The organism is Micromonospora sp. NPDC047738 (assembly GCF_040642675.1).
Lineage (GTDB): Bacteria > Actinomycetota > Actinomycetes > Mycobacteriales > Micromonosporaceae > Micromonospora.
In genome coordinates this window covers 678,335-703,542 of sequence record NZ_JBEYSO010000001.1, presented here as the reverse complement: position 1 = coordinate 703,542, position 25,208 = coordinate 678,335, and the positions used below count along the sequence as shown (strand labels likewise).

The window sequence follows — 25,208 nt, the reverse complement described above, 5'->3', positions numbered from 1 at the left end:
ACGGCGACATCGTCCCGGCCGGTCCGCTCGCCGATCCGCTCGGCGTGCGCGGCGACCGTGGGCGACACGAACACAGTCCGGATGGTCACGCGCCGGCCGTCGCGACCAGCGACAGCGGTGCCAGCGCGGCGGCGAGCGCGGTGCCGAGCAGGGTACGGCGATGAATGCTCAGTCTCAACGGGTCCTCCCGGATCAGACGGTGGAAAGGCCAGTGCCGATGAGGCGTTTCCTCCGGTTCGAGAACGGCGCACAGTTCGCCCGGTAGGGGGCGCAAATGACCCTAAGCGCCGCTCGTGAAGCCGTCGATGATCTCAGGCCGAAGCCGGTATGACCAGCCGGTGGCGCTTCGATGGCGACGGTCGAGGTGGTGTCGCCCGGCCGGCCTTTCGCCTGCCCAGGGCCGGCGACGCGGCGTCGAACCCGCGCCGCCAGGGAGTCCGGGGCTACTTTCCGTGCGGGTCGGCCGTGTTGAGCGTCGCGACGACCTGGTCGTAGTCGCCGCGCGCTTCGCCGTACCGGAGGAACTTCACGCGCTCGACCTGGATCTCCCTGGCGTCGGGCTGCGACTCCAGCAGCGCGACGACCTCCGCCACGAACTCGTCCAGCGGCATCGCGAACTCGCTGTCCTCCTGCCCGGGCAGCAACGAGGTACGGACGGCCGGCGGTTCGAGCTCCACCACCTTCACGGTCGTGTCGGCGAGCTGCAGCCGGATCGACTCGCTGAGCATGTGGATCGCGGCCTTCGACGCGTTGTAGCTCGGGGTGACCTTCAGCGGCGCGAACGCCAGGCCCGAGGAGACGGTGACGATGGTGGCGTCCGGCTGCGCCCGCAGGTGCTCGATAAACGCGGCGATGAGCCGGATCGGGCCGAGCACGTTGGTCGTCACCACCGCCTCGGCCGAGGCGAGGAACGATTCGGGCTGGTGCCAGTCCTCGACGCGCATGATGCCGGCCATCGGGACGAGGACGTTGAGGTCCGGGTGCTTCGCCAGCACCTCCTTCGCGGCGGCGCCGATGCTCGCCGGGTCCGTCGTGTCGATCCGTACGGTGTCGATGCCCGGGTGTTCCGCGGCGATCTTGTCGAGCAGGTCGGTACGCCGGCCGCCGACGATGACCGTGTTACCCCTGGCCTGCAACTCGACGGCGAGGGCCAGGCCGATACCGCTCGTGGCGCCCGGGATGAAGATCGTGTTTCCGGAGATGTTCATGCCCCGAGCCTCGCCGTTCCTCGAAGGCGGATTAAGAGACCGGTCATCGGGGGATCGGCAATCCCTGGTTGGCTCCCGCCGCCTGCGGATACTGGGATCATGGACCGTGCAGCCCTGGCCGACTTCCTGCGCCGCCGCCGAGAGGCACTGCAGCCCGGGGACGTCGGGCTGGCTGCCGGCGCCCGCCGGCGCGCACCCGGCCTGCGGCGTGAGGAGGTCGCTGCCCTCGCCGCCATGTCGACCGACTACTACACCCGCCTCGAACAGCAGCGCGGCCCGCAGCCGAGCCCGCAGATGCTGGCGTCGCTCGCCCGGGCGCTGCGGCTGACCGGCGACGAACGCGACTACCTCTTCCGGGTGGCGGGGCAGAACGCCCCGGCCTCGGTGTCCGCGGCGACGCACGTCGCCCCGGCGCTGCTGCGCGTGCTGGACCGGCTCGACGACACCCCGGCACTCATCCTGTCCAACCTCGGCGAGACCCTCGTGCAGAACCGGATGGCCGAAGCCCTGTTCGGCGACAGATCGGGCTACACCGGCCTCGCCCGCAGCGAGATCTACCGTTGGTTCACCGAGCCCGCGGAGCGGCTGCGCTACCCCGAGGAGGACCGCGACCGGCACAGCCGCGCCCAGGCCGCCAACCTGCGCGCCGCGTACGGGTCGATGGGCCCGCAGTCACGGGCCGGCGAGATCGTGCGGGCCCTGCAGAAGGCGAGCGCGGAGTTTGCCGAGCTGTGGGAACGACATGAGGTGGCCAAGCGCTTCGAGGACCACAAGACGCTCATCCATCCCCAGCTCGGTGCGATCGAACTGGACTGCCAGGCGCTGATCACCGAGGACCAGTCCCAGGCGCTGCTCGTGCTCACCGCGCCACCGCGCAGCGAGGGCTACGAGAAGCTGCAACTGCTCGCCGTGCTGGGACATGAGCAGTTCCCTGCCGACCCGACGCCGATCTAGCGCGGCAAACGGGCTCGCCCGGCAAGGCCGCGAGCCCCGCTGAATCAGGGCGTGGGTGCCAGCGAGGCGGCCTCCCAGGCAAACCCGTCCGGGTCGGTGAAAGCCCCGACATCGCCGCCGATCATGAGCCGGTGCGATCCGGTGCCCTCGGGAGCGACGCCGACGTCCTTGGCAAGCGCGCGGCGCCGGTACAGCGCCAGCTTCACCGGGCTCGACCCAGCAGCGAACTCGACGTACATGCGGCCGAAGCTCTTCGCCACGGCCAGGCCACGCTCGACGTAGAACCGCTTGCTCGCTGCCACGTCCGCGACACCGAGCAGGAGCACCAACTCGTCGATCTGCCGGGTCGCTGGGCCGGTGTCCTTCTTCGCCGATGTCGCGACCTTCCAGATCGTCCCGTCCGGGGCCTGCACGACACCGCCGTAGCCCCAGAGCGACTTCGCGGCCGGCTTCAGCGTCGTGGCGCCGGCGTCCAAGGCGGCGCCGATGAAGCCGTTGACGGTGGCCGGCTGGGACAACGTGAGCGCCAGCGTGAACCCACGGAAACCGGTCGTCGGTGCCTCCGAGGCCCGCAGGCGGATCTGCGTGTCCAGGCCGAAGGCGGCGGTGTAGAAGCGGCTGGCGGCCGCGGGGTCGGCCACGTCGAGGGTGACGGATTCGATGGATGTCATGACAATCACGCTAGTTGCGGCTCGGCGACCAGGGCTTCTTGATTCCTGACCGGTCTGGTCACCTGCTTCGCCACACACGACGGCATCCCCGCCGCAGCGCTGGTTGCGCCGCGCCGGTAGGCGCTGGGCGACATGCCGACCAGCTCGGTGAAGCGAGTGCTGAAGGTGCCCAGCGAGGAGCACCCGACCGCGAAGCAGACCTCAGTGACGTTGAGGTCCCCACGCCGCAACAGCGCCGCCGCCCGCTCGATGCGCCGCGTCATCAGGTACGCGTACGGCGACTCGCCGTAGGCCAGCCGGAACTGGCGGCTGAGATGCCCGGCCGACATGTTCACGCCGCGGGCGAGCGCCTCGACGTTCAGCGGCTGCGCGTACTCCCGGTCGATCCGGTCGCGGACGCGGCGCAGTCGAGCGAGGTCGGTGAGGCGGTGCGCCGCGGTGAGCGCCCGCCCCCACGAGGGGTGACACATGAGAGAGCTCCTTCCATCGATGCCCGCGAGCATGGAGCGGCCCGCCGAGGAGTGTGGGCGAGGGCGGCGGCCGGGAAGGGCCGACCGCCCCGTTCCCGCAGGTGGTCGTGGCGCCGGCCAGCACGGCCGCGTAACCGGTCGGTTCAGCGAAGCTCCTGGATGCGGACCAGGTTGCCGGCGGGATCGCGGAAGGCGCAGTCGCGGATGCCGTACGGCTGCTCGGTCGGCTCCTGGACGACCTCGGCGTCGCCGGCCTGCACCTTCTCGAAGGTGCCGTCGAGGTCCCGGGTGGCCAGCAGGATCCAGCCATAGGTGCCCTTGGCCATCATTTCGGCGATGGTGCGGCGTTCGTCCTCGGTGATCCCAGGGTCGGCGGCCGCCGGCGCCAGGAGGATGGACGTGTCGGGCTGGTTGACGGGGCCGACGGTGATCCAACGCATCTTGCCCTGGCCGACGTCGGTGCGGACCTCGAAGCCGAGGACGTCCCGGTAGAAGGCCACGGAGGCGTCCGGGTCGACATGCGGAAGGAAGCTCGTGTGAATGGTGATGTCCATGACGATCATGCTAGGTGCGGCTCCGTGGCCTGCACTTCTTGATTCCTGATCGATCTTGGCCACTTCATCACCAGCCGGGACATGGCCTTTCCTCAGCCACCGGTCCCAGGCAGCTACCATCGCGAGGTGAACTCCTACTGGCACGTCGTTCTGCCGCCGCTCTGCGCCTGATCGGGCGCAGACACTGATGGTGTGAACCCCTGACCCCGTCGACCGCGGCGGTTCAGGTTCCTGTGGTGCGCCCGTTTCGGATCGAGTCCCAGACGCATTCGACGACGGAAGACCACGACTGTGCCGAACCGCATTTCACCTCAAGCTCCCACCTACCCGGCTGCCGGCCAACGCCCCTCCCACACCGGTTTCCTGGGCGGCCCCGCGCCCATCCTCACCGCAGCCGTTCTCTGGGGTACGACCGGGACCGCCAGCTCCCTGGCACCCGCCGGTGCGTCGGCGGCGGCGATCGGCGGCGCCGGTCTCACCCTTGGCGGCACCCTGCTGTTTCTCACCTCACGCCGCGCTCGCTCGCTGCCCGCCGGTTGCACCCGCCCCGAACGGTGGCTGCTCGTGCTGGGTGCGCTGGCGGTGGCCGGGTATCCGGTCACCTTCTACCCCGCCGTGGCCCGGACCGGCGTGGCGGTGGCCACCGTGGTTGCCCTGGGCAGCGCGCCGGTCTTCGCGGGCCTGCTGTCCTGGATCACCTCGCAGGCCCGGCCGACCGCACGCTGGAGCGGCGCCACCGCGGCCGCCGTGCTGGGTTGCACCCTTCTGGTGCTCGGCCCCGGGCTCACCGGACATGCCGCGCCCATGGACCTGACGGGCGTCGCACTCGCCGGGTGCGCCGGTCTGTCGTACGCCGCCTACTCGCTGATCGGCGGGAAACTGATCACCCGCGAACACCCTTCCGACGCGGTGATGGGCGTGCTGTTCGGCGCCGCCGGGCTGCTCGTCCTGCCGCTCGTGCTGTTCACCAACCCGCACTGGCTCGCCACCACCCGCGGCGCGGCGGTGGCGCTGTACCTTGCCCTGTTCACCGTCTACCTGGCCTACCGGCTCTTCGGGCACGGACTGCGCCGTACCCCCGCGTCGGTGGCCACGTCGCTGACCCTGGCCGAGCCTGCCGTGGCAGCGGTCCTGGGTGTCGCCGTCCTCGATGAACGCCTGCCGGCCGCATCGTGGTCCGGGATGGTCGTCCTCGCCCTGGGCCTGGTCCTCCTGACCGTCCCCGCTGGTGCTGGTAGCCGAAGGCGATAAGCCGCCGCTCGGGCAGTCTGGTCCTGTGGCTTCGTCGTGACGGGCGGCGACTGTTCAGCGGGGGAATGTCGTGGCCGGGTGCGCTTTCCAAGCCGCACCCGGCCACCTCACTCACACCAGACTGGCGCCGAACCGCTGGCCGTCGAACTCGCGGACGCGAACGTTTACGACCGTGCCGACCTCGGCCTTGGCGCTGCGCACGAGCCCGGGCACGCCTGCCGGAGTCTCGACGAGCACGCCGAACGGCAGGACCTTGGTCACGGTTACGGCGACGACATCGCCGGCTCGCATCGGGGTGGTCATAGAGTCTCACCCCCTCTCGATCATCGGGGTGATTCGGGGCGGCGACGGTGCGCGTCGCAGTCCTCCCTGGTCTCGTGCGACCGACGCAGCGCCGGGGTCCACCCGGACATCACGCCGAAGACGTTAACACCGGTGGCGGTGTTCCTCAGGATTGGCTTCGATTGCTCGACGGGCCGCGTCGACCGCGGCGGCATCGTCGCCGAACCCGATCAGCGCTCCGGCGAGGCGGCGCCATGCAACGCCATCGTCCGGGTGCGCCGCCAGATGCTCGCGTAGCAGTGCGATGGCGGGCTCGAACCGCTCGGCCAGCACCAGTTCGCGCGCGCGTGCGACAAGGTCTTCGCGGTTTTCAGGCTGTGGCACGATGCGGCTGCTCCTTGTTCACGCTTGATCAGCCGGTGCGGCGTTCCTCCCCGCACTCTCCCGACTGGCACCCGATACCGCAGCACACCGGCCGCGTTACCGGTAGCCGCCGACACCGCCGCTGACAGCCGGGCGGACACGAAGCGCCCCCACGCGAGGCGGTGGGGGCGTTCGTGGTTCAGCTGAGGCAGGGCCGGCTAGCGAGCCAGCACGACCACGACCGTGGCGATGCATCCGATCATCACGGTCGTGACGGCCAACGCCGCGTACGGCAACCAGTCGCGCGGCTCCGGTACCTGCTGCGTTGGCTGATTCCGCGCGGCAGGCACCTGCCGGCTGTTGGTGGCCGGCCAACGGGGCGGCGGTGTGCGGGTGGTTGATTCGACGATCACGGGGCCTCCGGCAGCGTCAGGGGTCGCTGTTACGGGTCGGACTGTGGAGGCCGGACGGGACTGCGGGGGAGGTGTGGGCCGACATCCCGCCCGGCGAAGGGTCTGGCCATGCTTTGCGGCCGTCCCTGGTAGGTGAGCGTCGATCCGTCGTCCGCCGTTACAGCCGGCATGGTGGAGGGCATGCGCGCGGCTCGCCGTTCCGCGCCCGACCCGTCACCATCCGGCGGCCTCGGTAACCCGGGTCCAGACCTGCAGCCCGCCGACCACGACGACCAGGCCGGTGACCAGGCCACCAACGCCTGCGAGACTGCCAACGAGCCACCCTGAACGGATCCGCCGTCCGAGTAACGCGAGGAGGACCGCACCGGCGAACAGGCCGACAACGCCGACTGGGATGCCGACGAAGAACGCCACGACGAAGGCCTCGACCCGGTCCGACACGCAGAAGCCGTCGCAAGCGCCTGCCCTGTTCGACTGGTGCGCCACCCAATAAACCGTCGCGGCCACGGCAGCCACGAACCACGCCAGCATGACAGCGGTGCCGGTGATGACGTGCGAGGTTGAGGCCGACGGGTGGGTTGACCGCGCCTTGGACCAGGTCATGAAGTGTGCATATCACCCGATAGGCGAGACGCGCGACCCCGTAGCGGGCACTGCACGGACTGGCCACCTCCACCCGGACGTTGGCCACTCCCGTGGACGGACAACACCGGCTTACGCGGTGCTGCCTGCCTTCCTGAGCTCGTCTTCGTTCACCTGTGCGAATGGGTAGCGTGTCGCGCTGGTGCCGGCCCGTCCGGCTGCCTACCGTGTCGAGGTCCTCGACGGCACGGGGCGAGGCGCGAGCGTGAAGGAGCATCCGACGATGACGGACCTTGGGCGAACTCGCATTCCGGTACCTCGCCGGACGGCAGGCACCACGGCCGAGTTCGTTCTGGACGGCACCCCCGGTCTCCTCGTCACCGCTGTCGCAGCTGACCGGCTCACCCACGTCGAGCTGCACGTCGGCAAGCACGGCTCCACCCTGGCCGGCCTGACCGACGCCCTGTCGACCGCGATCACCACCGGCCTACACGCTGGGGCGCCCGTGTCCGAGTTCGTGGCGGAACTGCGGCACACCCGCTACGCCCCCGCCGGCCCGACCGGCGACCCCGAGGTGCCGGAAGCCACGTCGCTCGGCGACTACCTCGCACGCCGGCTCGCCTGCGCCGGCCGGGATATGCAACGGGGCGGGGTGTAGCGGTCCAAGCAATTACGGCGCCGTGCGATCGCTGCTGCGAGGATCCGTCACGCGGCGTTGTGTGTAGATCGTGCCGGCACGGGCGGTGGCGCGCCACGGCCGGGCGACGTGCAGAGCCATCTTCAGCTCCGAGGCCTGCCGGTCGAGGTCGACGCACACCAGCCCACAGTGGCCGTCGGCGGCGGCCTGACCCAGCCAGGAGCCGTGTGGGCCGATCACTCCACTCGGCATCGCTGGGCTGCACTGGGCGGGAACCGAAACGCTGAACCACTGGCAGTTGGCGGCGGCGTAGCCCTGGGCGATCACGCCGAACACCGGGTCCTGGGAGAAGGACGAGAACAGCACGCAGTCCACGCCGCGGTGCAGGTAGTCGAGGAACACCTCCGCAAAGTTGATTTCGATGCAGAGGGCCAGGCCGAAACGGAATCCGGACACGTCGACCACCACCGGCTCGAAGCCGGGCGAGTAGTAGCCGGTCACCTCCGTGTGGGAGAGGTACCGCTTGTCGTACCGGTCGACGATCTCACCCCGATTGGAGATCACGTACAGGCTGTTGTGCGGCCGGTGGGGACCGGTCAGGCGGTGGTTGCCGCCCAGCACCACCCACAGATCGAGCTCGCCGGCGAGCGCAGTGATCTCGTCGAGTTGCGCCCGGACCGGCGCCCAGTCGATGTTCCAGCCGGCGAAGTGCCGCTTCGCCTGTCCGACATAGCCGGTGAGCGCTCCCTCGGGAAACTGCACCAGGCGTGCTCCCCGCTCATGCGCCTCGCGCATGAGCGCACGCACCACGGCTCCGTTCTCGACCGGATCGCAGGTCACCAACGGTTGAGCGGCGGCGATCGTCATGGCATCCACGGCGCTCGACACTGCCCGACGCCGTCCGCGGCCGCCAGACGCGCATGGTCTGTCGCTGCGAGATGGGTACGAAGTGCCGGACCGTTGTCTACGGAACGGGAGTCCCACTGCGTTCAATAGGGCGTGACGTTCGAGGAGTATGCCTTCGCCCGGGCTTCGGCGCTTCTGCGACTCGCCCGCCTGCTCACCGGTGACGAGCACCGGGCCGAGGACCTCCTTCAGGACACCCTCGCCAGGGCGTACGCCCGGTGGGGGCGCATCTCCCGGACGGAGCAACCTGACCTGTACGTGCGCCGGATGCTCGTCAACGCCCACCACTCGTGGTGGCGTCGGCGCAGCAGCCGGGAGGTCCTGGTCACCGCGGTGACCGAGCGCCCGGGTGTGAGCGACGAGACCGCGGAGGTCGCCGAGCGGGACGCCCTGTGGCAGCTTGTCCGCGCCCTGCCCGCGCGACAACGCACCGTGATCGTCCTGCGGTACTACGAAGATCTCGACGACTGGACGATCGCCGAGCTCCTGGGCTGCTCCACCGGCACGGTCCGTACGCATGCGAAGCGCGCCCTGGCGGCGCTGCGCGAGCGGCTGGGCCGAGACGCCGCCGAACCGATGGGAGTGTTCTGATGTCGTCCGACCTCGACCAGCGCCTCGCCGTGATGCTCGACGCCCATGCGGGAGCCGACGTCGACCCGGCGCCGATCGTGGCACAGGCCGTTCTTCGCGGGCGCCACCTGCGGCGACGGCGTCGGGGGCTGGTCACCTCGTGCGTGGCGGCAGCCTGTGCAGTGGTGGCGGCCGCCTTCATGGTGGTGCCGCTCGGCCAGACCGCCCGGCAGACAGCGCTTCTGCTGCCGGCGTCGCCGAACCAGCCCGGCGCCGCCGAGCGGCCCGACCTCGTCGGCACCGATCCTGCCGTCGTTCATTTCACGGCCGACAACCTGGTCTCCGGCGCTCGGTACGCCACCTGGACCACGGGCCGTGGCGTCGAAAGGGTCGAGTTCCAGGGCGGGACCGGCCCGGCACGATTCGTGCTGGCCGGCAGCGCGGCGACGCTGGACGGTGTCCGGCAGACGTTGTCGTCGTCGGGCCGGCCCCGGCCACCGGCGGACGTTCGCGTCGGCGAGCGGCCGGGAACCGCCTGGATGGATCCGGCACCGTCGGGCGGGCCGGGTCTGTGGTTCGTGCGCTGGCAACCGGTCGACGGCCTCTGGGCTCGACTCGAGATCCACGCGGATGACCGCGACGAGGCGGTTGGCGCGGCAGGCCGCGTGCGTTTCGACGGCGCCCGCCGCTGCGCGGTGCCGTTCCGCCTGCAATCGCTGCCCGCCGGTGCCCGCCTGCTGGAATGTTCGGTCCAGCTGAGCCTGGACCGCTCGGATCCCTTCTCCGAAGGATCACTGGTGGTGGGTGACTCCTCCGGTCGCTGGCTCACCGTTCGAGCTCAACGCCCGGCGGTGTCCGTCGGCACCGAGGCCGGTGATCTGATGGCCGGGCCTTACCGCGTTCGCCGACAGGGCAGCGACGTGCTGGAGATGTGGGTCAAGCCCTGCCAGGTGGAACTGTTCCTCGACGGGTGGGGCCACGGCTATACGGAGCCGGATGGATTGAGCGTCCTGGGTGGCTACCGGCCGGCCGCCGCGATCGCCGATCCCGGCACCTGGTGAATCGTCGTGAGCGCGGCCGACGTGCCTCGGCGCCCGCCACTGCCAGGGCGGGCGCCGAGGGCTCGGGCTCACCCGGCCTTGCGGAGGCCGGCGAACTGCAGGACGGTGAAGCCGGCGACCGCCACCGCCTGGACGATCACCAATGCGGTGCCGAGGCCGGTCAACGGGAACCAACCGGCGACGAGCAGTTCGACGCTCGCGACCACCCAGACGATGTTGACCGCCATCACGACACCCACCGCGGCCCGGCTCACCGTCGGCCGCGCGGCGAGGAAGAACAGCGCGGCGGCCCACGCGACCAGGAAGACACCGATCGGGTAGAGGAGGGCGGCGGGCAGGCCGAACAGCTCCCCGAAGATCGCTGCGACGACGACGTAGACGGCTCCGTTGGCGCCCGAGCCCAGCGCGTCCTGCTTGAGGGCGAAGCGGAGCAGCTTGGTGTCGGCGGCGGGGTGGACGGTGCTGGCGACGGTGGTCATCCCGGGGGTCCCTTCGTAGTACGTCCGTGCGGATGATCACGAAGCTACGGAGGTCCAGGCCACGCCGAATCAGTCATCGTGACGGTAGCTTCCTGACCGTGCTGCACGGACGAGTGGGGGAGCAGGCGACGATCGAGCGGCTCCTGGCGGCGGCCCGGAGCGGCCGGAGCGGAAGCCTGGTCATCCGGGGCCCGGCGGGGATCGGCAAGTCCGCGCTCCTAGAGCACGCCGCCGGGCGGGCCGAGGGCATGCGGGTGTTGCGCGGAGTCGGTGTCGAGTCCGAGGCGATGTTGCCGTTCGCCGCACTCCACCTGCTCCTGCGCACCGGGCTCGACCGGATCCACACGCTGCCCGCCGCGCAGGCCACCGCGCTCAACGCCGCTCTGGGACTGGGCGACACCGCTCCGGAGAGCCGGTTCCTGGTCGGGCTGGCTACGCTGAGCCTGCTCACCGAGCTGGCCGGGGACGGTGCGCTGCTCTGCCTCGTCGACGACGCGCAGTGGTTCGACCAGGCGTCCATCGACGCACTGATGTTCGCTGCCCGCCGCCTCGAGGCGGAAGGCGTCGTCATGCTCTTCGCCGCCCGCGCGGGCTTTCCCGCCGTGGGGCTGCCCGAGCTCCGGCTCGGCGGGCTGGACCGGGCAGCCGCCGCCGCCCTGCTCCCGGCCGACCTCCCACCGCAGGTACGACAGCGCCTCATCGACGAATCGGACGGCAACCCGCTGGCGCTCATCGAACTGCCCGCCGCACTCAGCGCCGAGCAGCGGGCGGGACGACTCTCACCGGTGGGTGCGATGCCCGTCGCCGATCGGGTCCAGGAGGCGTTCCAGGCACAGATAGCCGCGCTGCCCGAGACCGCGCGAACCGCGCTGCTGATCGCGGCGGCGGACGGCTCCGGTGAGCTGGGGACGCTGGTAGCCGCGGGCGCCACCCTCGACGCGCTGGGCGCGGCCGAGCGGAGCCGGCTGATCGAGGTCAAGGGGACTGTCGTCGGTTTCCGCCACCCCCTGATCCGGACTGCCGCCTACCAGGGCACGCCGGCCACCCGCCGCCTCGCCATACACCGTGCCCTTGCCGACGCCCTCACCCGCTCGCCGGCCGTCGACGCGGCCGACCGGCGGGCGTGGCACCTGGCCGCCGCCGCGCTCGGTCCCGACGAGGAAATCGCCCGGGAGTTGGCGGAAGCCGCGGAACGGGCACGCACCCGCGGCGGCCACGCCGCGATCGCCGCGGCCTACGAGCGGGCCGCCGAACTCACCGCCGATCCGGTACGACGATCCGGGCGACTCGCCGCCGCCGCGCTGGCGGCGAGTGACGCCGGACTGATGGATCGGGCCGCCGCCCTTGCCGACCGCGCCACACCCGATGTGGACGACCCGGACATGATTGCTGCGCTGATCCAGGTACGCGCCCATCGCGAATTCGAGCTGGGCGCACCGCTCGCGGCGGGCCGGATCATCATGGCCGGCGTGCCACGCCTGGCAGCCCGGTCCACCGAGCGGGCCACCTGGCTGCTGGTGGAGGCCATCCGCTGTGCGTGGTTCGCCGGCGACACCGAGCTGGCGGAGGAGGCGGCTGCCAGCCTCCGCGCGCTCCCCGCGATCGATTCGCCGCTGGTCAGCGGTGCGCTCGGGCTGACCCGGCTGATGGGCGGTGACATCGGTGGTGGGATCACGCTCATGGGTGAGGCGGTGGACGAACACGACCGCGCCGGGCTGGGGGTGCCCGGACTGACCTTCACCGCGTCGCTGTGTTTCGCGCTGGGCCGAGCCGCCCTCGGCGAGGAGATCACCGGCGGAGTCGTGGCGGACTGCCAGCGGAACGGGATGATCGGCTGGCTCGCCAACGCGCTCCTCGACCACGGGCTCGCGCAGGGGTGGCTCGGTCGGTACGGCGAGGCCACCGCGACCCTCAACGCGGGGTTGCGGCTGGCGACGGACCTGGGCCACGAGCACCGGGTCAGCCACCTCACGTGCTCGCTCGCCTGGGTGCTCGCGCACCTCGCCGACCCGCAGGAGTGCCGGGCGAAGGCCGAAGCGGGCGTGGCGCGAGCTGACCAGCAGGGCATGGTGCTCGCGGCGGCCATCGGGCGGTGGGCCCTGGGCCTGCTCGACCTCGGCCTGGGCCGCCCGGACGCCGCCCTCCAGCAGTTCCAGGCCATCCCCGTCAGCAGCATCGCCGTTCTGTCCGCCCCGGACCAGGTCGAGGCAGCTGTCCGCAGCGGCCAGCCGGGGCAGGCAGCGGAGCCGCTCGCCCGCTACCTGGCCTGGGCGCGGCACGTCCATCAGCCGTCGGCGGACGCGATCGCCCTGCGCTGCCGGGCGCTCGTCGAGGAGCACGAAGCGCATTTCACGCGGGCCGTGCAGCTCCATGACGACGCCCAGCCGTACGAGCTGGCGAGGACGCGGCTCGCCTACGGCGAGTGGCTGCGCCGGGCGCGGCGGCGGTCGGACGCCCGCGCACAGTTGCGCGGCGCGCTGGAGATCTTCGACCGACTCGGTTCGCAGCTGTGGGCCGACCGCGCTCGCGCCGAGCTGCGTGCGACCGGGGACGTGCCGGCGGCGCCGCGCAAGGCAGGCGATCCGCTCAGCGTGCTCACTCCCCAGGAACGCCAGGTCGTACGGCTGGCGGCCGGTGGTGCCTCCAACCGCGACATCGCCGCGCAGCTCTTCCTCAGCCCGCGCACCGTCGGCTACCACCTCTACAAGGCGTTCCCCAAACTCGGTGTCACCTCCCGAGCCCAACTGGCCGCCATCGCCCGGTCCTCCTCGACGCACGGCTGACGACCGGGCACAGGAGCGCCAAGGGGAGGTCAAGGCTGGCGGTGCTGGTCGCGGTACTCCTGTGGCGACATGCCGTAACACGCCTTGAAGAGCCGACTGAAGTGCGCTTTGTCGGCGAACCCCCAGCGGGCGGCAATTCTCTGGATCGCTTGGTGGCCCAACCGCGGATTGATCAGGTCTCGCTGGCACCGGTCCAGGCGTCGTTGGCGGATCAATCCCGCCACGGTGCGGTCCTCCTGCTCGAAGAGGCGGTGCAGGGTGCGCAGCGAAATGTGGTGGGCTGCGGCGACCGAGCTGGGGTTGAGTTCACTGTCGCCAAGGTTCTTCTCGATGAAGGCCCGGATCTCCGCACGCAGCGCACGTTCCCGGACGTCGACCGGGAGTGTCCCTTGCACCTCCAGCTGCTGCGCCAGGGCGCCGGCGGCGAGGTCCAGCGCCATCATGCCGAGCCTCGGCGCATCACTCGCGGCAAACTGCTCGGGATAGGTCACCAGGCGCTGAACGAACTGAGCGAGCAGGGCCGCCATACCTGTATCGGAGGGGATCGAGGTGGCGAGCAATCGGCGCACCCGGTCGGGATGCAGGGGCAACGACTGACGCGAGATGAGAAGGGAGATGGAGCCCGCGAGCACCGGCCCGTCCGAGAAGTGCGAGCCGGTGAACGGCCGGCTGTTGTCAAGCAGGGTGAACGACGACGGCTCCAGGGGCGACTCTGTGCGGTCCTGGATGGCGACGCTCGACCCGGTAGTCATCAGCACCAACTGGTACGTGTCGGGTTGCGATTTGCGCACCAGGCGCGGCGATCGGATGGTTTCCAGGGTTGGGTAGTGCAGCTCCGCCAGCCGGACACTGCCCAGGTCCACCCGCTTGGCCACGGCCGTGAAGTTCTCGATGTGCGGGCATCTGACGTGGGTCGGGGCGGCCTCCTGCGAGACGATCTCATACCAACAGGCAAAGCGGTCAGCTGGTGGAAGTAGGGACGTATCGAGAATCTCGGTAGGGAGCACCGCCGGTCACCTCCATCCTGCCGTCGGCCCAGTCGAGGGATGTTACATATGAGGGCCTCCCAGTGACAGGAGTGGTAACGGCGACGTGATGTCCGCTGCGGCGCCTCGATTCGGCAAGGGAGCGCCTGGTCGAAGGGTCCGGTGACGGTGCTGGCGGAGCGTGGGTGACCGGCTCCGGCGCGGATGCGTCCAGGCGGCCGCACGGGTTGACCGGTCAGGCAACATGCCACCCCACCGGTTGACCGCTCAGTCAACCTGATGGACGCACCCCATCGCCCGAAAGTCCGGTGAGGACGGTGGACATATCTGGCCTTGCGGGGCGATGCGTGCGATGATCATCAAGGGCCTTGCTTTCACGAGACCTACCTGGCCGCCGCCATGGGCTCGGTTGTACGACAGATCGTGGAGGTGCTCATGTCCGAGGCGCAGGTCGTCGCCGGCCAGGCCAGACCCGTTCCCCTGCGCCGCGCACTGCCGCACCTGGTCCGGGACCCGTTGGGGGCGCTTGTCCACTTCGGCAACCAGGCCGGTGGCGAGGTCGTGCGGCTCAACCTCGGCACCTTCCGCCCTTACCTGGTCACTCATCCAGAGCACCTGCAGCAGATCCTGCGCGACAGGACCAACTACATCCGCGACCCCGAGAGCATGCTCTGGCGGGGGGTCCGGCGGGTGGTCGGTGACGCGATCCTCGTCACCGAGGGCGAGTTGTGGGAGTCCAGCCGGGACACTCTGCAACCGTTGTTCACCGCCAAGCGCGCCGAGATGCTGATCGACCGGATGGCGGTGGCGATCCGCGAGGCGGTCGACGCTCTGGACGAGCCCGCACGAGCGGGCCAGGCCGTCGACGCCATCACCCTGATGTCGCGGGTCGTATGCCAGGCCACCACGCGGGTGCTCTTCGGCAAGAAGATCCCGTTGCCTGATGCGCTCCAGATCTACGCGCACCTGGACACGATCACGCGGACGATGGTGTCTCGCCTGATCGCTCCCGGGATGCCCTACTGGATTCCCCTGCCAGGCGACCGCGCCTTCCGTAACGCCGTGGCAGGCATCGACTCGTTGGTTCTGCCGATCATCCGGAAGGAGCGGGCAGCCCCGGGCGACGGCGACGACATCATCGCGACGCTGTGCCGTCCACGGGCTGACGGGTCGCAGGCCAGCGAGGAGCAGATCCGCAGCGATGTGGTCGCCATGTTCTCCACGGCCAACGAGACCACGATCGGCGTCCTGTCCTGGCTGTGGCCGGTCCTCGAGACGCATCCCGAGGTGGCCTCCCGGCTCTACGCCGAGATCGACGAGGTAGTCGGGCATGGGCCGGTGCAGCGGACGCACATCCCGGAGCTGCGCTACACCCGGATGGTCCTGGACGAGATGCTGCGGCTCTGGCCCGCGGGCTGGACCATCCCGCGTACGGCGGTAGGGGAGCAGGTCCTGGGCGGCGTCCGGATCGAGGCCGGGGCGACGATCCTGGTGAGCCCGTACGCGACGCAGCGGATGGAGGCGTTCTGGGATCGCCCGGACGAGTTCGACCCGGAGCGGTTCGCTCCCGACCGGCCGAAGCGGCAGTACCGCTACAGCTACTTCCCGTTCGGGGGTGGCCCGCACCAGTGCATCGGCCAGTACCTGTTCCTGCTCGAGGCGCCCATCATCATGGCGACGCTCCTGAGCCGGTTCCGGTTCCGGCTCGGGCAGCCGGCCGATCTCAAGCCGCGGCTCGGCGCCTCGCTGCGGCCCCGGCCGAACACGGTCACCCTGCTACCGCGCGAACGCGCCTCGGTCTCGTGACTTCGGGCCCGCACGTACCGCTCACCGCAGCCGACCTGCTCACCGTGGCAGAGCACGGAAGGATCTGCGCGCTGGCCGTCCGACTCGAACGTGACCTGCACGAGGTGGTATCCCGCCACCAGGATCTGTTTACCGGCCGGCCGTTCGACCCAGCCCTGGTCAGCAGCATCGCGATGTCGATCGCCGTCACCGCACCCGAATACCCGGCCGAGCAACTGCGGGTGACGACGCGGACCCTGCTGTGGGTATTCGCGGCCGACTGGCAGATCGACTATCTGGCGAGGACTGCCGACGACGTGCGGGCGGTCGTCGCCGACTGCCTCGCCGTCGCTGACGGCAGCCCTCCCCCCGGCAGGCACCCACTGGCCCGGCTGTTGGCCGAGATCGGCGGCGATCTGGCGGCGGCGCCTGCCTTCGCGGTCACGCAGCCGATGTGGCGGGAAGAACTCGGGCGGATGTTCGCGGCGGTCGAGCAGGAATGGACCTGGAAGACCACGCCTGAGGCCGCGTCGGAGCCGAGCACTGCTGCTCCGACGCTCGATGAATACCTCGGCAACGCCGACAATCTCGCCTGTGTGCTGGTCAACTTGGCGCACTGGACCTACGTCGGAGATCAGGACTGCCTCGACCACATTGCCGAACTCAGAGTCGCCAGCCGCGCGGTCCAGCGCGCACTGCGGCTGGTCAACGACCTCGCTACGTATCGCCGCGACCTCCAATGGGGGGACCTCAACGCGCTCATGCTCGTCAACGACTCCACCGAGGTGACCACCAGGCTCACCACGCTCATCGAGGGCTGCCACGACCTGATCCGGCCGCTTGCGACAACGTGCCCCCGGCAGGCCACCTACCTGAAACGCCAGATCGCCTTCACCAGCGGCTTCTACCAGGTCTCAGACTTCTGGGGCAGCCTGTGAGCAGCCAGGGCATCCCCACACCCACCCGCGCCGAGGACGACCTCGACTTCGCCGTACGTGAACTGATCGCCAGTCTGGAGGCGGAGCCGTGGGGTCAGGTTGCTCCATCGGTCTACGAGACCGCCCGGCTCGTGGCGCTGTCTCCGTGGCTCGGCGGGCATGGTGAGCGCATCGCGTACCTGCTCGAGAGCCAGCGGGTGGATGGCGCGTGGGGCCCGCCAGAGGGTTATGCGCTGGTACCCACGCTGAGCGCCACCGAGGCGCTGCTCGCGACCATCCGGGCGATCGGATCCGGAGCGCAACGGGATCATGGGCAGGCACGGTTGGCCGTCGCCGCCAGCCACGGCCTCCAGGCGCTCACCAATTGGCTACGCGGGGATCTGATGGTGCCGGACACACCGGCAGCGGACGTCATCGTGCCCTCGCTCGTGGCGGAGATCAATCAGCACCTCGACCGACTTGAGGACGCGCCAGCCACCGGCCTCGAACGCTGGCACGGCGTGCGCCTGGGCCTGCCGGCGGGAATGGACAACAACCGCCTCGCCCGGGTCCGACAGGCTTTGGCGGCCGGTGCTGAGCTGCCCGGCAAGCTGCTGCACTTCCTGGAGGTCCTGGGCCCTGCTGCCCGCCGCGCCGCCGGCATCCACCCGATGCCGCCCGGCACGGTCGGCGCCTCGCCGGCGGCGACCGCTGCCTGGTTCGGCGGCCCCGCCACCCCCGACGATCCCGCCTGGGCATACCTGGCGACCGTAGCCGGTGGTGGACCCGTACCGTGCCCGCTTCCCATCACCGTCTTCGAACAGGCGTGGGTGGTGAGCGGACTGGCACGTGCCGGAATAAGGCCCGCAGTGCGTCCAGGCGTGCTGGCGAGCCTCGCCGCCGCGATGGGCCCAGTCGGCACCCCCACCGGGCCAGGACTTCCCGCTGACGCGGACACCACGTCCGTGGCGCTGTATGCGCTCGGGAAGCTTGGCCAGCCGGCAGATCCCCGAGGTCTGTGGACGTACGAAACCGCGGACGGTTTCTGCACCTGGCCGGGTGAGGACGGCTTTTCCGTCACCACCAACGCGCACGTCCTGGACGCTTTTGGCCAGTACGTGCACGGCAGCAATCCTTCGCCACGGTACGTGACGGCCATCGATCGGCTCACGGTCCTGCTGCGCGAACTCCAGCAGCCCGACGGACAGTGGCGCGACCGATGGCACGCCTCGCCGTATTACGCCACCGCGTGCTGCACCCAGGCGCTCAACGACTTCGGCCGCGGGCCCACGGCGGTCGAGTCGGTGGTGAAGGCCGTCGACTGGGTCCTGGCCACCCAACGGTCCGACGGCTCGTGGGGACGATGGGGCGGCACCGTTGAGGAGACCGCATACGCGCTGCAGGTGCTGCTGCGCACCCGCCCGCAGGCTGCTGGAGTTGGCACGGCCGTGCGGCGCGGCTACGCGTACCTGCGCGACGCAACCGGCCGCAACGCTGATCCTCCCCTCTGGTATGGCAAAGAGCTCTACCACCCCATGGCGATCGTCCGGGCCGCGGTGCTCGCCGCACTGCATCTCGCGCGGCAGCACCCGGAGGTGACCACAGTGGAGGCCCGTGCAATCGCGTCCAAACCCGGACAGGCTGCCGGCAAGCCGGTGATCAGGGACGCTTGAGGGATTGTTCGGGCACTGCTAGCGTGCCCCGTTGTCGCGCGCCGACGGCTCGCACGCACCCAGGTACCTCAATTCACCAAGCTGTATGCCAGATGCTTCAACGGCTGACTGGGACGGTGTAATGCGTTCTCGCAGTACCAATGTACGCACCAAAGTGGTCGCGATGCTCGTGTCGCTAACCGCCCTGTGGGCGTTCGCGGCGTGGGTGACCCTGCGGGACGGCCTGAACCTGCTCTGGGTGAACACGCTGAACGGCACCGTCTATGAGCCGAGCGCCCCGCTGCTGAAGGCACTGCAGAACGAACGCCGACTCACGCTGGCCTACCTGGGCGGACCCGGGAACGACAGCCAGGCGCGAGCGGCCCTGGAGGCCCAACGACGAGAGTCCGAGCAGCTCGCGGCGAGCTTCAAGGAGTCCGCACAGGGCTGGCAGACCGACCTTGCCGGCAGCGACAAGCTGGGCCAACGGCTCGACGCCACCTACGCCAGCCTGGATGGTCTCGCCGCAACCCGCGAGTCGGTCAACGCAAGGACGATCGACCGCACCAGCGCAGGGCGTTCTTTCGCCGACGCAATCGACTCGATCTTCAGCATTTACCATGCCACCGCGAGCCTTGACGACAAGGAAATCGCGGGCTACGCTGCGGCGCTCATCCAGCTCAACCGGATGTCGGAACTGATCTCACAAGAGGACGCCCTGATGAGCGGCATCCTCGCCAGCGGTCGGCTCACCGGCGCCGAATACGCGCAGTTTGCACAGCTCGTCGGCGCCCAGCGATTCGCCGGGGCCGAGACCTCGACCAAGCTGTCACCCGACGACCGCGCCCGATACGAACAGCTGCTCGCCGGCGACGCGTTCAGCCGCCTCCGGTCAATCGAAGACCAGGTTGTCCAGAGCGCCAACACGCGCTCCAAGGCTCCGGTCGACGCAGCCCAATGGCGCCGCGCGGTAGACGACGCCCAGGGCGAGCTGCAAAGCGTCGTGACCGCCGGTGGCAACGGGATCGTCAGCGGCGCCACGGGCGTGGCCATCATGGTCATCGTCCGGCTGCTCCTCGCGGCCGGCCTCGGCACGATCGCCGTTATCGCCTCGATCATCCTCGCGATCACGACCGCTCGCGCCCTGGTGGCCCAGCTGGAGCGGCTGCGGAACGCCGCCCACGACCTCGCTGACAAGCGACTGCCCAGCGTGGTCGAACGGCTCGGCCACGGTGAGCAGGTGGACGTCGCCGTCGAAGCACCACCGCTGGACTTCGGCTCCGACGAGATCGGGCAGGTCGGCGAGGCCTTCAACCGGGTCCAGGAGACGGCCATCCGTACGGCCGTCGAGCAGGCGGAGCTGCGCCGCAACGTGCGCGACGTCTTCCTCAGCCTCGCCCGGCGTACGCAGGGCCTCGTCCACCGCCAGGTGACCCTGCTCGACGCGATGGAGCGCCGCGAGCACGACGCCGACGAGCTCGAGGACCTGTTCCGCGTCGACCACCTCGCCACCCGCATGCGGCGCAACGCGGAGAACCTCATCGTCCTGTCCGGCGCGGCGCCCGGCCGCGCCTGGCGCCGGGACGTGCCCATGATCGACGTGGCCCGCGCGGCGACCCAGGAGGTGGAGGACTACACGCGGGTGAACGTGCTGCCGTTCGGCTCCGTGGGCCTGACCGGCCGAGCCGCCGGTGACGTCATCCACCTGCTCGCCGAGCTCGTCGAGAACGCGCTGTCCTTCTCCCCGCCGAACACCGAGGTGGAGGTGCGGGGACAGCTGGTGGCGCGCGGCTTCGTCATCGAGGTCGAGGACCGCGGTCTGGGCATGAGCGAGGAGGAACTCGCTGCGGCCAACGACCGCATCGCCAACCCGACCGAGTTCAACCTGGCCAACGCCAACCAGCTGGGCCTGTTCGTGGTGAGTCACCTCGCCCAGCGGCACGACCTCAGCGTCAACCTCAAGACCTCGCCGTACGGCGGCACCACCGCCGTCGTGCTCATCCCGATGGAGCTGGTGACCAGCGCCGAAGCCCTCACCGCCGCAGCCGGCAAGGCCGGCGGCCCGTCCGCCGGCGAGCCCACCGCGTCCCTCCACGACGGCCTGCCCACCGTGGAACGACGGGGAGCCGTCGCGCTGACCGACGCCCCGCCGGCCCGCCAGCCCACCCTGGAGCTGCCGGCCGTCGGCATGCGGGCACCGGTGCGCCCGGCCGCTGAAGACGCCACGCCCGTTGAAAAGGCCGCGCCCGTCGCGGACACCGCGCCCGTTGCCGAGCCGGGCAGCGCGGGCGCCCCGCTCGTGCCGCGTCCGCGGCCCGACGCGGATCGGACCCCGCAAGGACTGCCGGTGCGGGTCCGGCAGGCGAGCCTCGCACCGCAGTTGCGGGCCGACGCCGAACCGGCCGTCGAAGCGCCCGCCGAGGCGGACCCGGGCAGGTCGCCGGAACAGATCCGCCAACTGATGAGCCGCTACCAGAGCGGCACCCGCCGTGGACGCGACGACGCGCGCCTGCTCGGCGACGAAGACGAACAGCCCCCAGCCGCCGACGATTCACCGGCGGCCGGGACCGATCGGTAGAAAGAGGATCCAGCACGTGCAGCATCAGAACTCTTCGAGGTCCGATCTGGCCTGGCTGCTCGACGACCTGGTCGGACGTGTCAAGCAGACCCAGCATGCCGTCGTACTCTCGGTGGACGGCCTGCTGATGGCGTCCTCCGCCGGACTCAGCCGGGACGACGCGGAGCAACTGGCCGCGATCGCCTCTGGAATCCAGAGCCTCGCCAAGGGTGCCGGACGTCGCTTCGGCGGTGGACCGGTGCGGCAGACCGTCATCGAGATGCAGTCATCGTTCCTGTTCGTCACGGCGGCCGGTCACGGCGCGTGCCTGGCCGTCCTCGCGGCCGAGGACGCCGACGTCGGTCTCGTCGCCTACGAGATGGCCATGATCGTTCAGAGGGCCGGCAAGTTCCTGGCCGCCCCCGCCCGAGCCACCGTCCAGCTGTCCGGGAAGTAGAGGCGCCCATGACGAGGCCTGACGCCGAGCCGATGTGGGTCGATGACGAGGCCGGACCGGTGGTCCGGCCCTACGCCATGACCCGCGGGCGAGCCAGACCGAGGAACGGCTTCAACGTGATCTCACTCGTGACCGCAACCCGGGCGACCCCGCCCCTCGACGTCGGACTGGTGCCGGAGCACGCTCGGATCATCGAGCTGTGCCAGCGGCCCCTCGCGTTGGCGGAGGTCGCCGCGCACCTCCACCTGCCGCTCGGCACGGTCCGCGTCCTGCTCGACGACCTGGTCGCCCGCCAGCTTGTGCAGGTCTCCGAACCCCGTCCGCCCGCCACTCTTCCCGACGACAGCGTATTCGAGGCGCTCATTCATGGACTACGAGAACTCTGACAGGGAGGATCGGACGATCCTGCCCACCGCCCTCAAGATCCTCATTGCGGGGGGCTTCGGCGTCGGCAAGACCACCCTCGTCGCAGCGGTCAGCGAAACCCAGCCGCTGCGCACCGAGGAGGTGCTCTCCGAGCGGGGCGTCGGTGTCGACGACCTCACCGGGGTCGAGGCGAAGTCCACCACCACGGTGGCGATGGACTTCGGCCGAATCACCTTCGGTGAAGACCTCGTGCTCTACCTGTTCGGCACCCCAGGGCAGGACCGCTTCTGGTTCCTCTGGGACGAGTTGGCCCTCGGCGCCCTCGGCGCGGTGGTGCTCGCCGACACCCGCCGCCTGGCCGACTGCTTCCCGTCCATCGACTACTTCGAGGGCCAGGGCCTGCCGTTCATCGTCGCCGTGAACTGCTTCGACGGCGCTCGGCAGTACAGCCTCGAAGAGGTGCAGATGGCGTTGAACCTCGACCCGGACGTGCCGGTGATGCTGTGCGACGCCCGCAAGCGGGAGTCCAGCAAGGAGGTCCTCATCACCCTGCTCCAGCACGTCATGAAGGGGCGCGGCCTGACCCGCAAGCCGCAGACCGTGGGATCCTGACGGTCAGTGCCCGACCAGCGGCCGGCGATACGGCTGACCGCCTGCACAGCCTGTGCGAGGACGGGTGCGGTCGCTGCGACACGGCGCCGCACCCGCCACCGCGCGGATGCCGGGGCCTCAGACTGGCACCGGGTGGCGCGGCTCGTAGAGGCCGAGTTCGCCACCGCCGGGCAGCCGCAGCGCGGTGCGCAGCCCCCACCGCTCCTCGGTGACCGGGATCGTGAACTCGACGCCCTTCACCGTCAGCTCGGCCATGGTCGCCTCGACGTCGTCGCACATGAGAAACAGCTCGTGGGCCGGCTCGCCGTCGGTCGGGTGCACGGCGAGCTCGGCCGGCGGCAGCCGGAAGATGAGCCAACCACGGCCGGCATCGACGTGCTGATAGCCGAGCGTGTCCCGGAAGAAGGCCCGGTCGCCCTCCGGGTCGCGGCTGTAAATGATCACATGAGCACCATTGATCACGCGTCGACCATAACGGCGCCGGGGGAGACGCGCAGGCCGATCGCGGCGACCACCACCGCCACCACCGGTACCAGCAGCTGGGCCGAGGACGAGGCCGACCAATGCATTCCGGCGGCAACGATCGCTGGTCGGCTCAGTTGCCGGCGTCGATGATCTTTTTTAGCGATTCGGTGTAGGCGTCGAAGGCGGTCCGGCCCGCCGGGGTCAGGCTCACCCAGGTTCGCGGTCTGCGCCCCGTGCCGGCCTTGACGATCTGCACGTAACCGGCCGCTTCCAAGGTGGTCAGGTGCTTGGAGAGCAGCGAATCGCTGACCTCGATGGTGTCGCGGAGGAATCGGAACTCCGCCTTCTCCAGCCCGGCGAGCGCGGCGACGATCGACAACCGGACCGGGGCGTGGATGACATCGACGAGTCCGTGACGCGGATGGCTGCCCTGGCCGGTCATCGGCGTAGCACCGACGCCGCCGCCACGAGCGCTGGTACACCCGGCACGATAGCGATGATCACCACCCAAAGCGACAGGCCCGGGGGCGCCTGGTCCAGTACGACAACCGCACCGCAGCCAAGGAGTACGCCGGTCCAGCGGGTCACCTTGTCTCGGCGGGTGGCACCCCGACTGAACGCAGCAGTGCGCCAATGGACGACGGCCAGGGACACACCCACCACGATGGCAGCAATCACCAACCCTTTCGACTGCTCCAGATGCAGGTGCTGGACGAGAAGGAAGATGGGGAAGTACGCGGCAGTCCACAGCCATTGGAGAACTTCCCGCCAGAGGCTCGCGCGCACCCGACGGGTGACGCGTTGGATCTCGCGAAGGGCGGCGGCGGCATCGAGCGGAGCTGGTTCGGCACCAGGAGCGGATGACGGGTCGGCGCTGGAGGGAGCCATGCGGCGAAGGTAGCAACTACTTGAATGGCATTCAAGTAGTTGCCGCACGCGCACGAAGCTGGCGGGTTGTGGTCGGCGTCGACCACAACCCGCCAGGACTCCTTTCTGATCGCCGTTACGGGGTGGCAAGCGCCTCGGTCGGGGCGAGCCGGGCGGCGCGGATCGCCGGGTAGAGCCCGGCGAGGGCACCGATCAGCAGGGTGGCACCGACCCCGCCGGCCGCCGCCCAGACCGGCACCACCGCTGGCCACGCCTGGGAGAGGGCGTAACCGGCGGTGACCCCGGCGCCCAGCAGCACTCCGCCGATCCCGCCGAGGGCGGACAGCAGCAGCGACTCGGCCAGGAACTGGGTGCGTACCTGGCCGCGGGTGGCGCCGAGCGAACGACGCAGGCCGATCTCCGGGCGCCGTTCCAGCACCGAGATGACCATCGTGTTCGCCACCCCGACGCCGCCCACCAGCAGGGCGACCGCGCCGAGTCCGAGCAGCAGCCCGGTGAAAGCCTCGTCGGTGGCCTGCTTTGCGGCGAGCGCGTCGGACGGCCGTGCCACCTTCACCTCGTTCGGCGCCTCCGGGTTCGCGGTGGCGCCGAGCACCGCGCGTACCGCCTCGACGGCGGTGTCGGCGGAGCGGGTGTAGACGGTGGTCGGGTGCCCGTCGAAGTCGAGATAGGACTTCGCCGCCTCCCAGCCGACCAGCGCGGACAGGTCCAGCTCCGGGGCCAGCGGCGCGGGCGCCAGGATCCCCACCACGGTGAACCAGCGCCCACCGAGCTGGACCTGCACGTCCGGCCCGGCGGCGCCGATCCCGAGCCGCCGCGCCGTGGTGGCGCCGAGCACCACCGCCGGATAGCGGGCGGTGGCGGCGTTCAGCCAGGTGCCGCTCGCGACCGCCAGCCCGACCGTGTCCCGCAGCTCCAGGCTGGCCGCCCGGGTGGCGATCCCGCCGCTCTCGCCCCGAGCGATCAGATCCGACCGGTACACCTTCGCGTCGGCCAGCAGCGCGGTGGCGGCCACCGCCCGTACCGGCCCGATCCGCCCGATCATCGCCACCGATTCGGTCGGCAGTTGGGCGTCGTCGCCGAAGAGGGTGTTGCCCGGGCTGACAGTGAGCAGGTTGGTGCCGAGTTGGGCGAGCGTGCGGTCCAGCTCCGCCCGGGACGACGCGGAGATCCCGACGACCGCGACCATGGCGGCGATCCCGATCGCGATGCCCAGCGCGGACAGGAACGCCCGCAGCGGCCGGGTGCGCAACCCGACCCCGCCGACCCGCAGGACGTCCCGTGGGCGCAGCCGGGCGGGTGCCAGCCGTACGCGTTCGCTCATGTCGTCGCCTCGCTT

Annotated in this window: 27 protein-coding genes; 13 read left to right on the top strand and 14 right to left on the bottom strand. The window is 70.4% G+C overall.

The window, feature by feature from the left end:
* Positions 1 to 443 precede the first annotated feature (443 nt).
* Complete coding sequence (locus tag ABZ783_RS03290; protein WP_357434262.1) at positions 444 to 1,208, bottom strand: SDR family NAD(P)-dependent oxidoreductase; 765 nt, start codon at positions 1,206 to 1,208, stop codon at positions 444 to 446.
* Between the two features lie 99 nt (positions 1,209 to 1,307).
* On the opposite strand from ABZ783_RS03290, the gene ABZ783_RS03285 reads away from it, so the two are divergent.
* Positions 1,308 to 2,162: a helix-turn-helix transcriptional regulator gene (locus ABZ783_RS03285; protein ID WP_357434260.1), complete on the top strand. Its 855-nt coding sequence runs from the start codon at positions 1,308 to 1,310 to the stop codon at positions 2,160 to 2,162.
* Between the two features lie 44 nt (positions 2,163 to 2,206).
* On the opposite strand, the gene ABZ783_RS03280 is transcribed toward ABZ783_RS03285, so the two are convergent.
* The 3 genes from ABZ783_RS03280 to ABZ783_RS03270 form a co-directional block, all read right to left on the bottom strand.
* Positions 2,207 to 2,833, bottom strand: coding sequence for a glyoxalase (locus tag ABZ783_RS03280; protein ID WP_357434258.1), 627 nt, complete (start codon positions 2,831 to 2,833; stop codon positions 2,207 to 2,209).
* A 5-nt stretch (positions 2,834 to 2,838) separates the two neighbouring features.
* The gene (locus ABZ783_RS03275; RefSeq protein ID WP_357434256.1) at positions 2,839 to 3,303 is read right to left on the bottom strand and encodes a helix-turn-helix transcriptional regulator; all 465 of its coding nucleotides are present in this window, start codon (positions 3,301 to 3,303) and stop codon (positions 2,839 to 2,841) included.
* Positions 3,304 to 3,446: 143 nt separating this feature from the next.
* On the bottom strand, positions 3,447 to 3,857 hold the full coding sequence (locus ABZ783_RS03270) for a VOC family protein (protein ID WP_357434254.1): 411 nt from the start codon (positions 3,855 to 3,857) through the stop codon (positions 3,447 to 3,449).
* Positions 3,858 to 4,148: 291 nt separating this feature from the next.
* Here ABZ783_RS03270 and ABZ783_RS03265 point away from each other — a divergent pair, with 291 nt between their 5' ends.
* A complete protein-coding gene (locus ABZ783_RS03265) occupies positions 4,149 to 5,108 on the top strand; it encodes an EamA family transporter (protein WP_357434252.1) in 960 nt (319 codons plus the stop codon).
* Between the two features lie 111 nt (positions 5,109 to 5,219).
* Here the strand turns inward: ABZ783_RS03265 and ABZ783_RS03260 are convergent, their stop codons facing one another.
* The 3 genes from ABZ783_RS03260 to ABZ783_RS03250 all read right to left on the bottom strand — a co-directional run bounded on the left by ABZ783_RS03260 (position 5,220) and on the right by ABZ783_RS03250 (position 6,769).
* The gene (locus tag ABZ783_RS03260) at positions 5,220 to 5,411 is read right to left on the bottom strand and encodes a hypothetical protein (RefSeq protein WP_357434250.1); all 192 of its coding nucleotides are present in this window, start codon (positions 5,409 to 5,411) and stop codon (positions 5,220 to 5,222) included.
* A gap of 123 nt (positions 5,412 to 5,534) precedes the next feature.
* Complete coding sequence (locus ABZ783_RS03255; RefSeq protein ID WP_357434248.1) at positions 5,535 to 5,774, bottom strand: tetratricopeptide repeat protein; 240 nt, start codon at positions 5,772 to 5,774, stop codon at positions 5,535 to 5,537.
* 605 nt (positions 5,775 to 6,379) lie between these two features.
* The gene (locus tag ABZ783_RS03250) at positions 6,380 to 6,769 is read right to left on the bottom strand and encodes a hypothetical protein (protein ID WP_357434246.1); all 390 of its coding nucleotides are present in this window, start codon (positions 6,767 to 6,769) and stop codon (positions 6,380 to 6,382) included.
* A 262-nt stretch (positions 6,770 to 7,031) separates the two neighbouring features.
* On the opposite strand from ABZ783_RS03250, the gene ABZ783_RS03245 reads away from it, so the two are divergent.
* The gene (locus tag ABZ783_RS03245) at positions 7,032 to 7,406 is read left to right on the top strand and encodes a hypothetical protein (protein WP_357434244.1); all 375 of its coding nucleotides are present in this window, start codon (positions 7,032 to 7,034) and stop codon (positions 7,404 to 7,406) included.
* A 12-nt stretch (positions 7,407 to 7,418) separates the two neighbouring features.
* Here the strand turns inward: ABZ783_RS03245 and ABZ783_RS03240 are convergent, their stop codons facing one another.
* Positions 7,419 to 8,252, bottom strand: coding sequence for a carbon-nitrogen hydrolase family protein (locus ABZ783_RS03240; protein ID WP_357434242.1), 834 nt, complete (start codon positions 8,250 to 8,252; stop codon positions 7,419 to 7,421).
* Positions 8,253 to 8,384: 132 nt separating this feature from the next.
* Between ABZ783_RS03240 and ABZ783_RS03235 the strand changes: the two genes are divergently transcribed.
* Positions 8,385 to 8,882, top strand: a complete 498-nt coding sequence (locus ABZ783_RS03235; protein WP_357434240.1) for a SigE family RNA polymerase sigma factor — start codon at positions 8,385 to 8,387, stop codon at positions 8,880 to 8,882.
* Positions 8,882 to 9,922: a hypothetical protein gene (locus ABZ783_RS03230; RefSeq protein WP_357434238.1), complete on the top strand. Its 1,041-nt coding sequence runs from the start codon at positions 8,882 to 8,884 to the stop codon at positions 9,920 to 9,922. The genes ABZ783_RS03235 and ABZ783_RS03230 overlap by 1 nt, the downstream gene beginning before the upstream one ends.
* Before the next feature lie 68 nt (positions 9,923 to 9,990).
* Here the strand turns inward: ABZ783_RS03230 and ABZ783_RS03225 are convergent, their stop codons facing one another.
* On the bottom strand, positions 9,991 to 10,401 hold the full coding sequence (locus ABZ783_RS03225; RefSeq protein WP_357434236.1) for a hypothetical protein: 411 nt from the start codon (positions 10,399 to 10,401) through the stop codon (positions 9,991 to 9,993).
* A gap of 98 nt (positions 10,402 to 10,499) precedes the next feature.
* Between ABZ783_RS03225 and ABZ783_RS03220 the strand changes: the two genes are divergently transcribed.
* Complete coding sequence (locus ABZ783_RS03220; protein ID WP_357434234.1) at positions 10,500 to 13,184, top strand: AAA family ATPase; 2,685 nt, start codon at positions 10,500 to 10,502, stop codon at positions 13,182 to 13,184.
* Between the two features lie 29 nt (positions 13,185 to 13,213).
* On the opposite strand, the gene ABZ783_RS03215 is transcribed toward ABZ783_RS03220, so the two are convergent.
* Positions 13,214 to 14,191, bottom strand: coding sequence for a helix-turn-helix domain-containing protein (locus ABZ783_RS03215; RefSeq protein ID WP_357434232.1), 978 nt, complete (start codon positions 14,189 to 14,191; stop codon positions 13,214 to 13,216).
* A gap of 414 nt (positions 14,192 to 14,605) precedes the next feature.
* Here ABZ783_RS03215 and ABZ783_RS03210 point away from each other — a divergent pair, with 414 nt between their 5' ends.
* The 7 genes from ABZ783_RS03210 (at position 14,606) to ABZ783_RS03180 (ending at position 22,516) form a co-directional block, all read left to right on the top strand.
* Positions 14,606 to 15,976 carry a cytochrome P450 gene (locus ABZ783_RS03210; protein ID WP_357434229.1) on the top strand — a complete coding sequence of 457 codons (1,371 nt, stop codon included), beginning with the start codon at positions 14,606 to 14,608 and terminating at the stop codon, positions 15,974 to 15,976.
* Entirely contained in the window at positions 15,973 to 16,893 is a 921-nt protein-coding gene (locus tag ABZ783_RS03205; RefSeq protein WP_357434227.1) for a terpene synthase family protein, read from the top strand. Before ABZ783_RS03210 ends, ABZ783_RS03205 begins: the two co-directional genes overlap by 4 nt.
* Positions 16,890 to 18,545 (top strand): prenyltransferase/squalene oxidase repeat-containing protein, encoded by a 1,656-nt coding sequence (locus ABZ783_RS03200; RefSeq protein ID WP_357434225.1) that lies wholly within the window; start codon positions 16,890 to 16,892, stop codon positions 18,543 to 18,545. The genes ABZ783_RS03205 and ABZ783_RS03200 overlap by 4 nt, the downstream gene beginning before the upstream one ends.
* Before the next feature lie 121 nt (positions 18,546 to 18,666).
* On the top strand, positions 18,667 to 21,102 hold the full coding sequence (locus ABZ783_RS03195; RefSeq protein ID WP_357434223.1) for a nitrate- and nitrite sensing domain-containing protein: 2,436 nt from the start codon (positions 18,667 to 18,669) through the stop codon (positions 21,100 to 21,102).
* Positions 21,103 to 21,118: 16 nt separating this feature from the next.
* Entirely contained in the window at positions 21,119 to 21,538 is a 420-nt protein-coding gene (locus tag ABZ783_RS03190; protein ID WP_357434221.1) for a roadblock/LC7 domain-containing protein, read from the top strand.
* Positions 21,539 to 21,546: 8 nt separating this feature from the next.
* Positions 21,547 to 21,924, top strand: a complete 378-nt coding sequence (locus ABZ783_RS03185) for a DUF742 domain-containing protein (RefSeq protein ID WP_357434220.1) — start codon at positions 21,547 to 21,549, stop codon at positions 21,922 to 21,924.
* Positions 21,905 to 22,516 (top strand): ATP/GTP-binding protein, encoded by a 612-nt coding sequence (locus ABZ783_RS03180; protein ID WP_357434218.1) that lies wholly within the window; start codon positions 21,905 to 21,907, stop codon positions 22,514 to 22,516. The genes ABZ783_RS03185 and ABZ783_RS03180 overlap by 20 nt, the downstream gene beginning before the upstream one ends.
* Before the next feature lie 117 nt (positions 22,517 to 22,633).
* On the opposite strand, the gene ABZ783_RS03175 is transcribed toward ABZ783_RS03180, so the two are convergent.
* The 4 genes from ABZ783_RS03175 to ABZ783_RS03160 form a co-directional block, all read right to left on the bottom strand.
* On the bottom strand, positions 22,634 to 22,960 hold the full coding sequence (locus ABZ783_RS03175) for an extradiol dioxygenase (protein ID WP_357434216.1): 327 nt from the start codon (positions 22,958 to 22,960) through the stop codon (positions 22,634 to 22,636).
* Positions 22,961 to 23,111: 151 nt separating this feature from the next.
* A complete protein-coding gene (locus tag ABZ783_RS03170; RefSeq protein ID WP_357434214.1) occupies positions 23,112 to 23,423 on the bottom strand; it encodes a transcriptional regulator in 312 nt (103 codons plus the stop codon).
* Complete coding sequence (locus ABZ783_RS03165) at positions 23,420 to 23,869, bottom strand: hypothetical protein (protein ID WP_357434212.1); 450 nt, start codon at positions 23,867 to 23,869, stop codon at positions 23,420 to 23,422. The genes ABZ783_RS03170 and ABZ783_RS03165 overlap by 4 nt, the downstream gene beginning before the upstream one ends.
* Positions 23,870 to 23,984: 115 nt before the next feature.
* Entirely contained in the window at positions 23,985 to 25,193 is a 1,209-nt protein-coding gene (locus tag ABZ783_RS03160) for an ABC transporter permease (RefSeq protein ID WP_357434211.1), read from the bottom strand.
* Positions 25,194 to 25,208: the final 15 nt, after the last annotated feature.

What these genes read in the sequence shown, in the direction of transcription:
- ABZ783_RS03250 (WP_357434246.1), bottom strand. Translation starts at nt 6,769, where the DNA reads ATGACCTGGTCCAAGGCGCGGTCAACCCACCCGTCGGCCTCAACCTCG.
- ABZ783_RS03185 (WP_357434220.1), top strand. Translation starts at nt 21,547, where the DNA reads ATGACGAGGCCTGACGCCGAGCCGATGTGGGTCGATGACGAGGCCGGA.
- ABZ783_RS03285 (WP_357434260.1), top strand. Translation starts at nt 1,308, where the DNA reads ATGGACCGTGCAGCCCTGGCCGACTTCCTGCGCCGCCGCCGAGAGGCA.
- ABZ783_RS03165 (WP_357434212.1), bottom strand. Translation starts at nt 23,869, where the DNA reads ATGGCTCCCTCCAGCGCCGACCCGTCATCCGCTCCTGGTGCCGAACCA.
- ABZ783_RS03160 (WP_357434211.1), bottom strand. Translation starts at nt 25,193, where the DNA reads ATGAGCGAACGCGTACGGCTGGCACCCGCCCGGCTGCGCCCACGGGAC.
- ABZ783_RS03260 (WP_357434250.1), bottom strand. Translation starts at nt 5,411, where the DNA reads ATGACCACCCCGATGCGAGCCGGCGATGTCGTCGCCGTAACCGTGACC.
- ABZ783_RS03290 (WP_357434262.1), bottom strand. Translation starts at nt 1,208, where the DNA reads ATGAACATCTCCGGAAACACGATCTTCATCCCGGGCGCCACGAGCGGT.
- ABZ783_RS03180 (WP_357434218.1), top strand. Translation starts at nt 21,905, where the DNA reads ATGGACTACGAGAACTCTGACAGGGAGGATCGGACGATCCTGCCCACC.
- ABZ783_RS03230 (WP_357434238.1), top strand. Translation starts at nt 8,882, where the DNA reads ATGTCGTCCGACCTCGACCAGCGCCTCGCCGTGATGCTCGACGCCCAT.
- ABZ783_RS03245 (WP_357434244.1), top strand. Translation starts at nt 7,032, where the DNA reads ATGACGGACCTTGGGCGAACTCGCATTCCGGTACCTCGCCGGACGGCA.
- ABZ783_RS03210 (WP_357434229.1), top strand. Translation starts at nt 14,606, where the DNA reads ATGTCCGAGGCGCAGGTCGTCGCCGGCCAGGCCAGACCCGTTCCCCTG.
- ABZ783_RS03280 (WP_357434258.1), bottom strand. Translation starts at nt 2,833, where the DNA reads ATGACATCCATCGAATCCGTCACCCTCGACGTGGCCGACCCCGCGGCC.
- ABZ783_RS03240 (WP_357434242.1), bottom strand. Translation starts at nt 8,252, where the DNA reads ATGACGATCGCCGCCGCTCAACCGTTGGTGACCTGCGATCCGGTCGAG.
- ABZ783_RS03270 (WP_357434254.1), bottom strand. Translation starts at nt 3,857, where the DNA reads ATGGACATCACCATTCACACGAGCTTCCTTCCGCATGTCGACCCGGAC.
- ABZ783_RS03195 (WP_357434223.1), top strand. Translation starts at nt 18,667, where the DNA reads ATGCGTTCTCGCAGTACCAATGTACGCACCAAAGTGGTCGCGATGCTC.
- ABZ783_RS03170 (WP_357434214.1), bottom strand. Translation starts at nt 23,423, where the DNA reads ATGACCGGCCAGGGCAGCCATCCGCGTCACGGACTCGTCGATGTCATC.
- ABZ783_RS03275 (WP_357434256.1), bottom strand. Translation starts at nt 3,303, where the DNA reads ATGTGTCACCCCTCGTGGGGGCGGGCGCTCACCGCGGCGCACCGCCTC.
- ABZ783_RS03225 (WP_357434236.1), bottom strand. Translation starts at nt 10,401, where the DNA reads ATGACCACCGTCGCCAGCACCGTCCACCCCGCCGCCGACACCAAGCTG.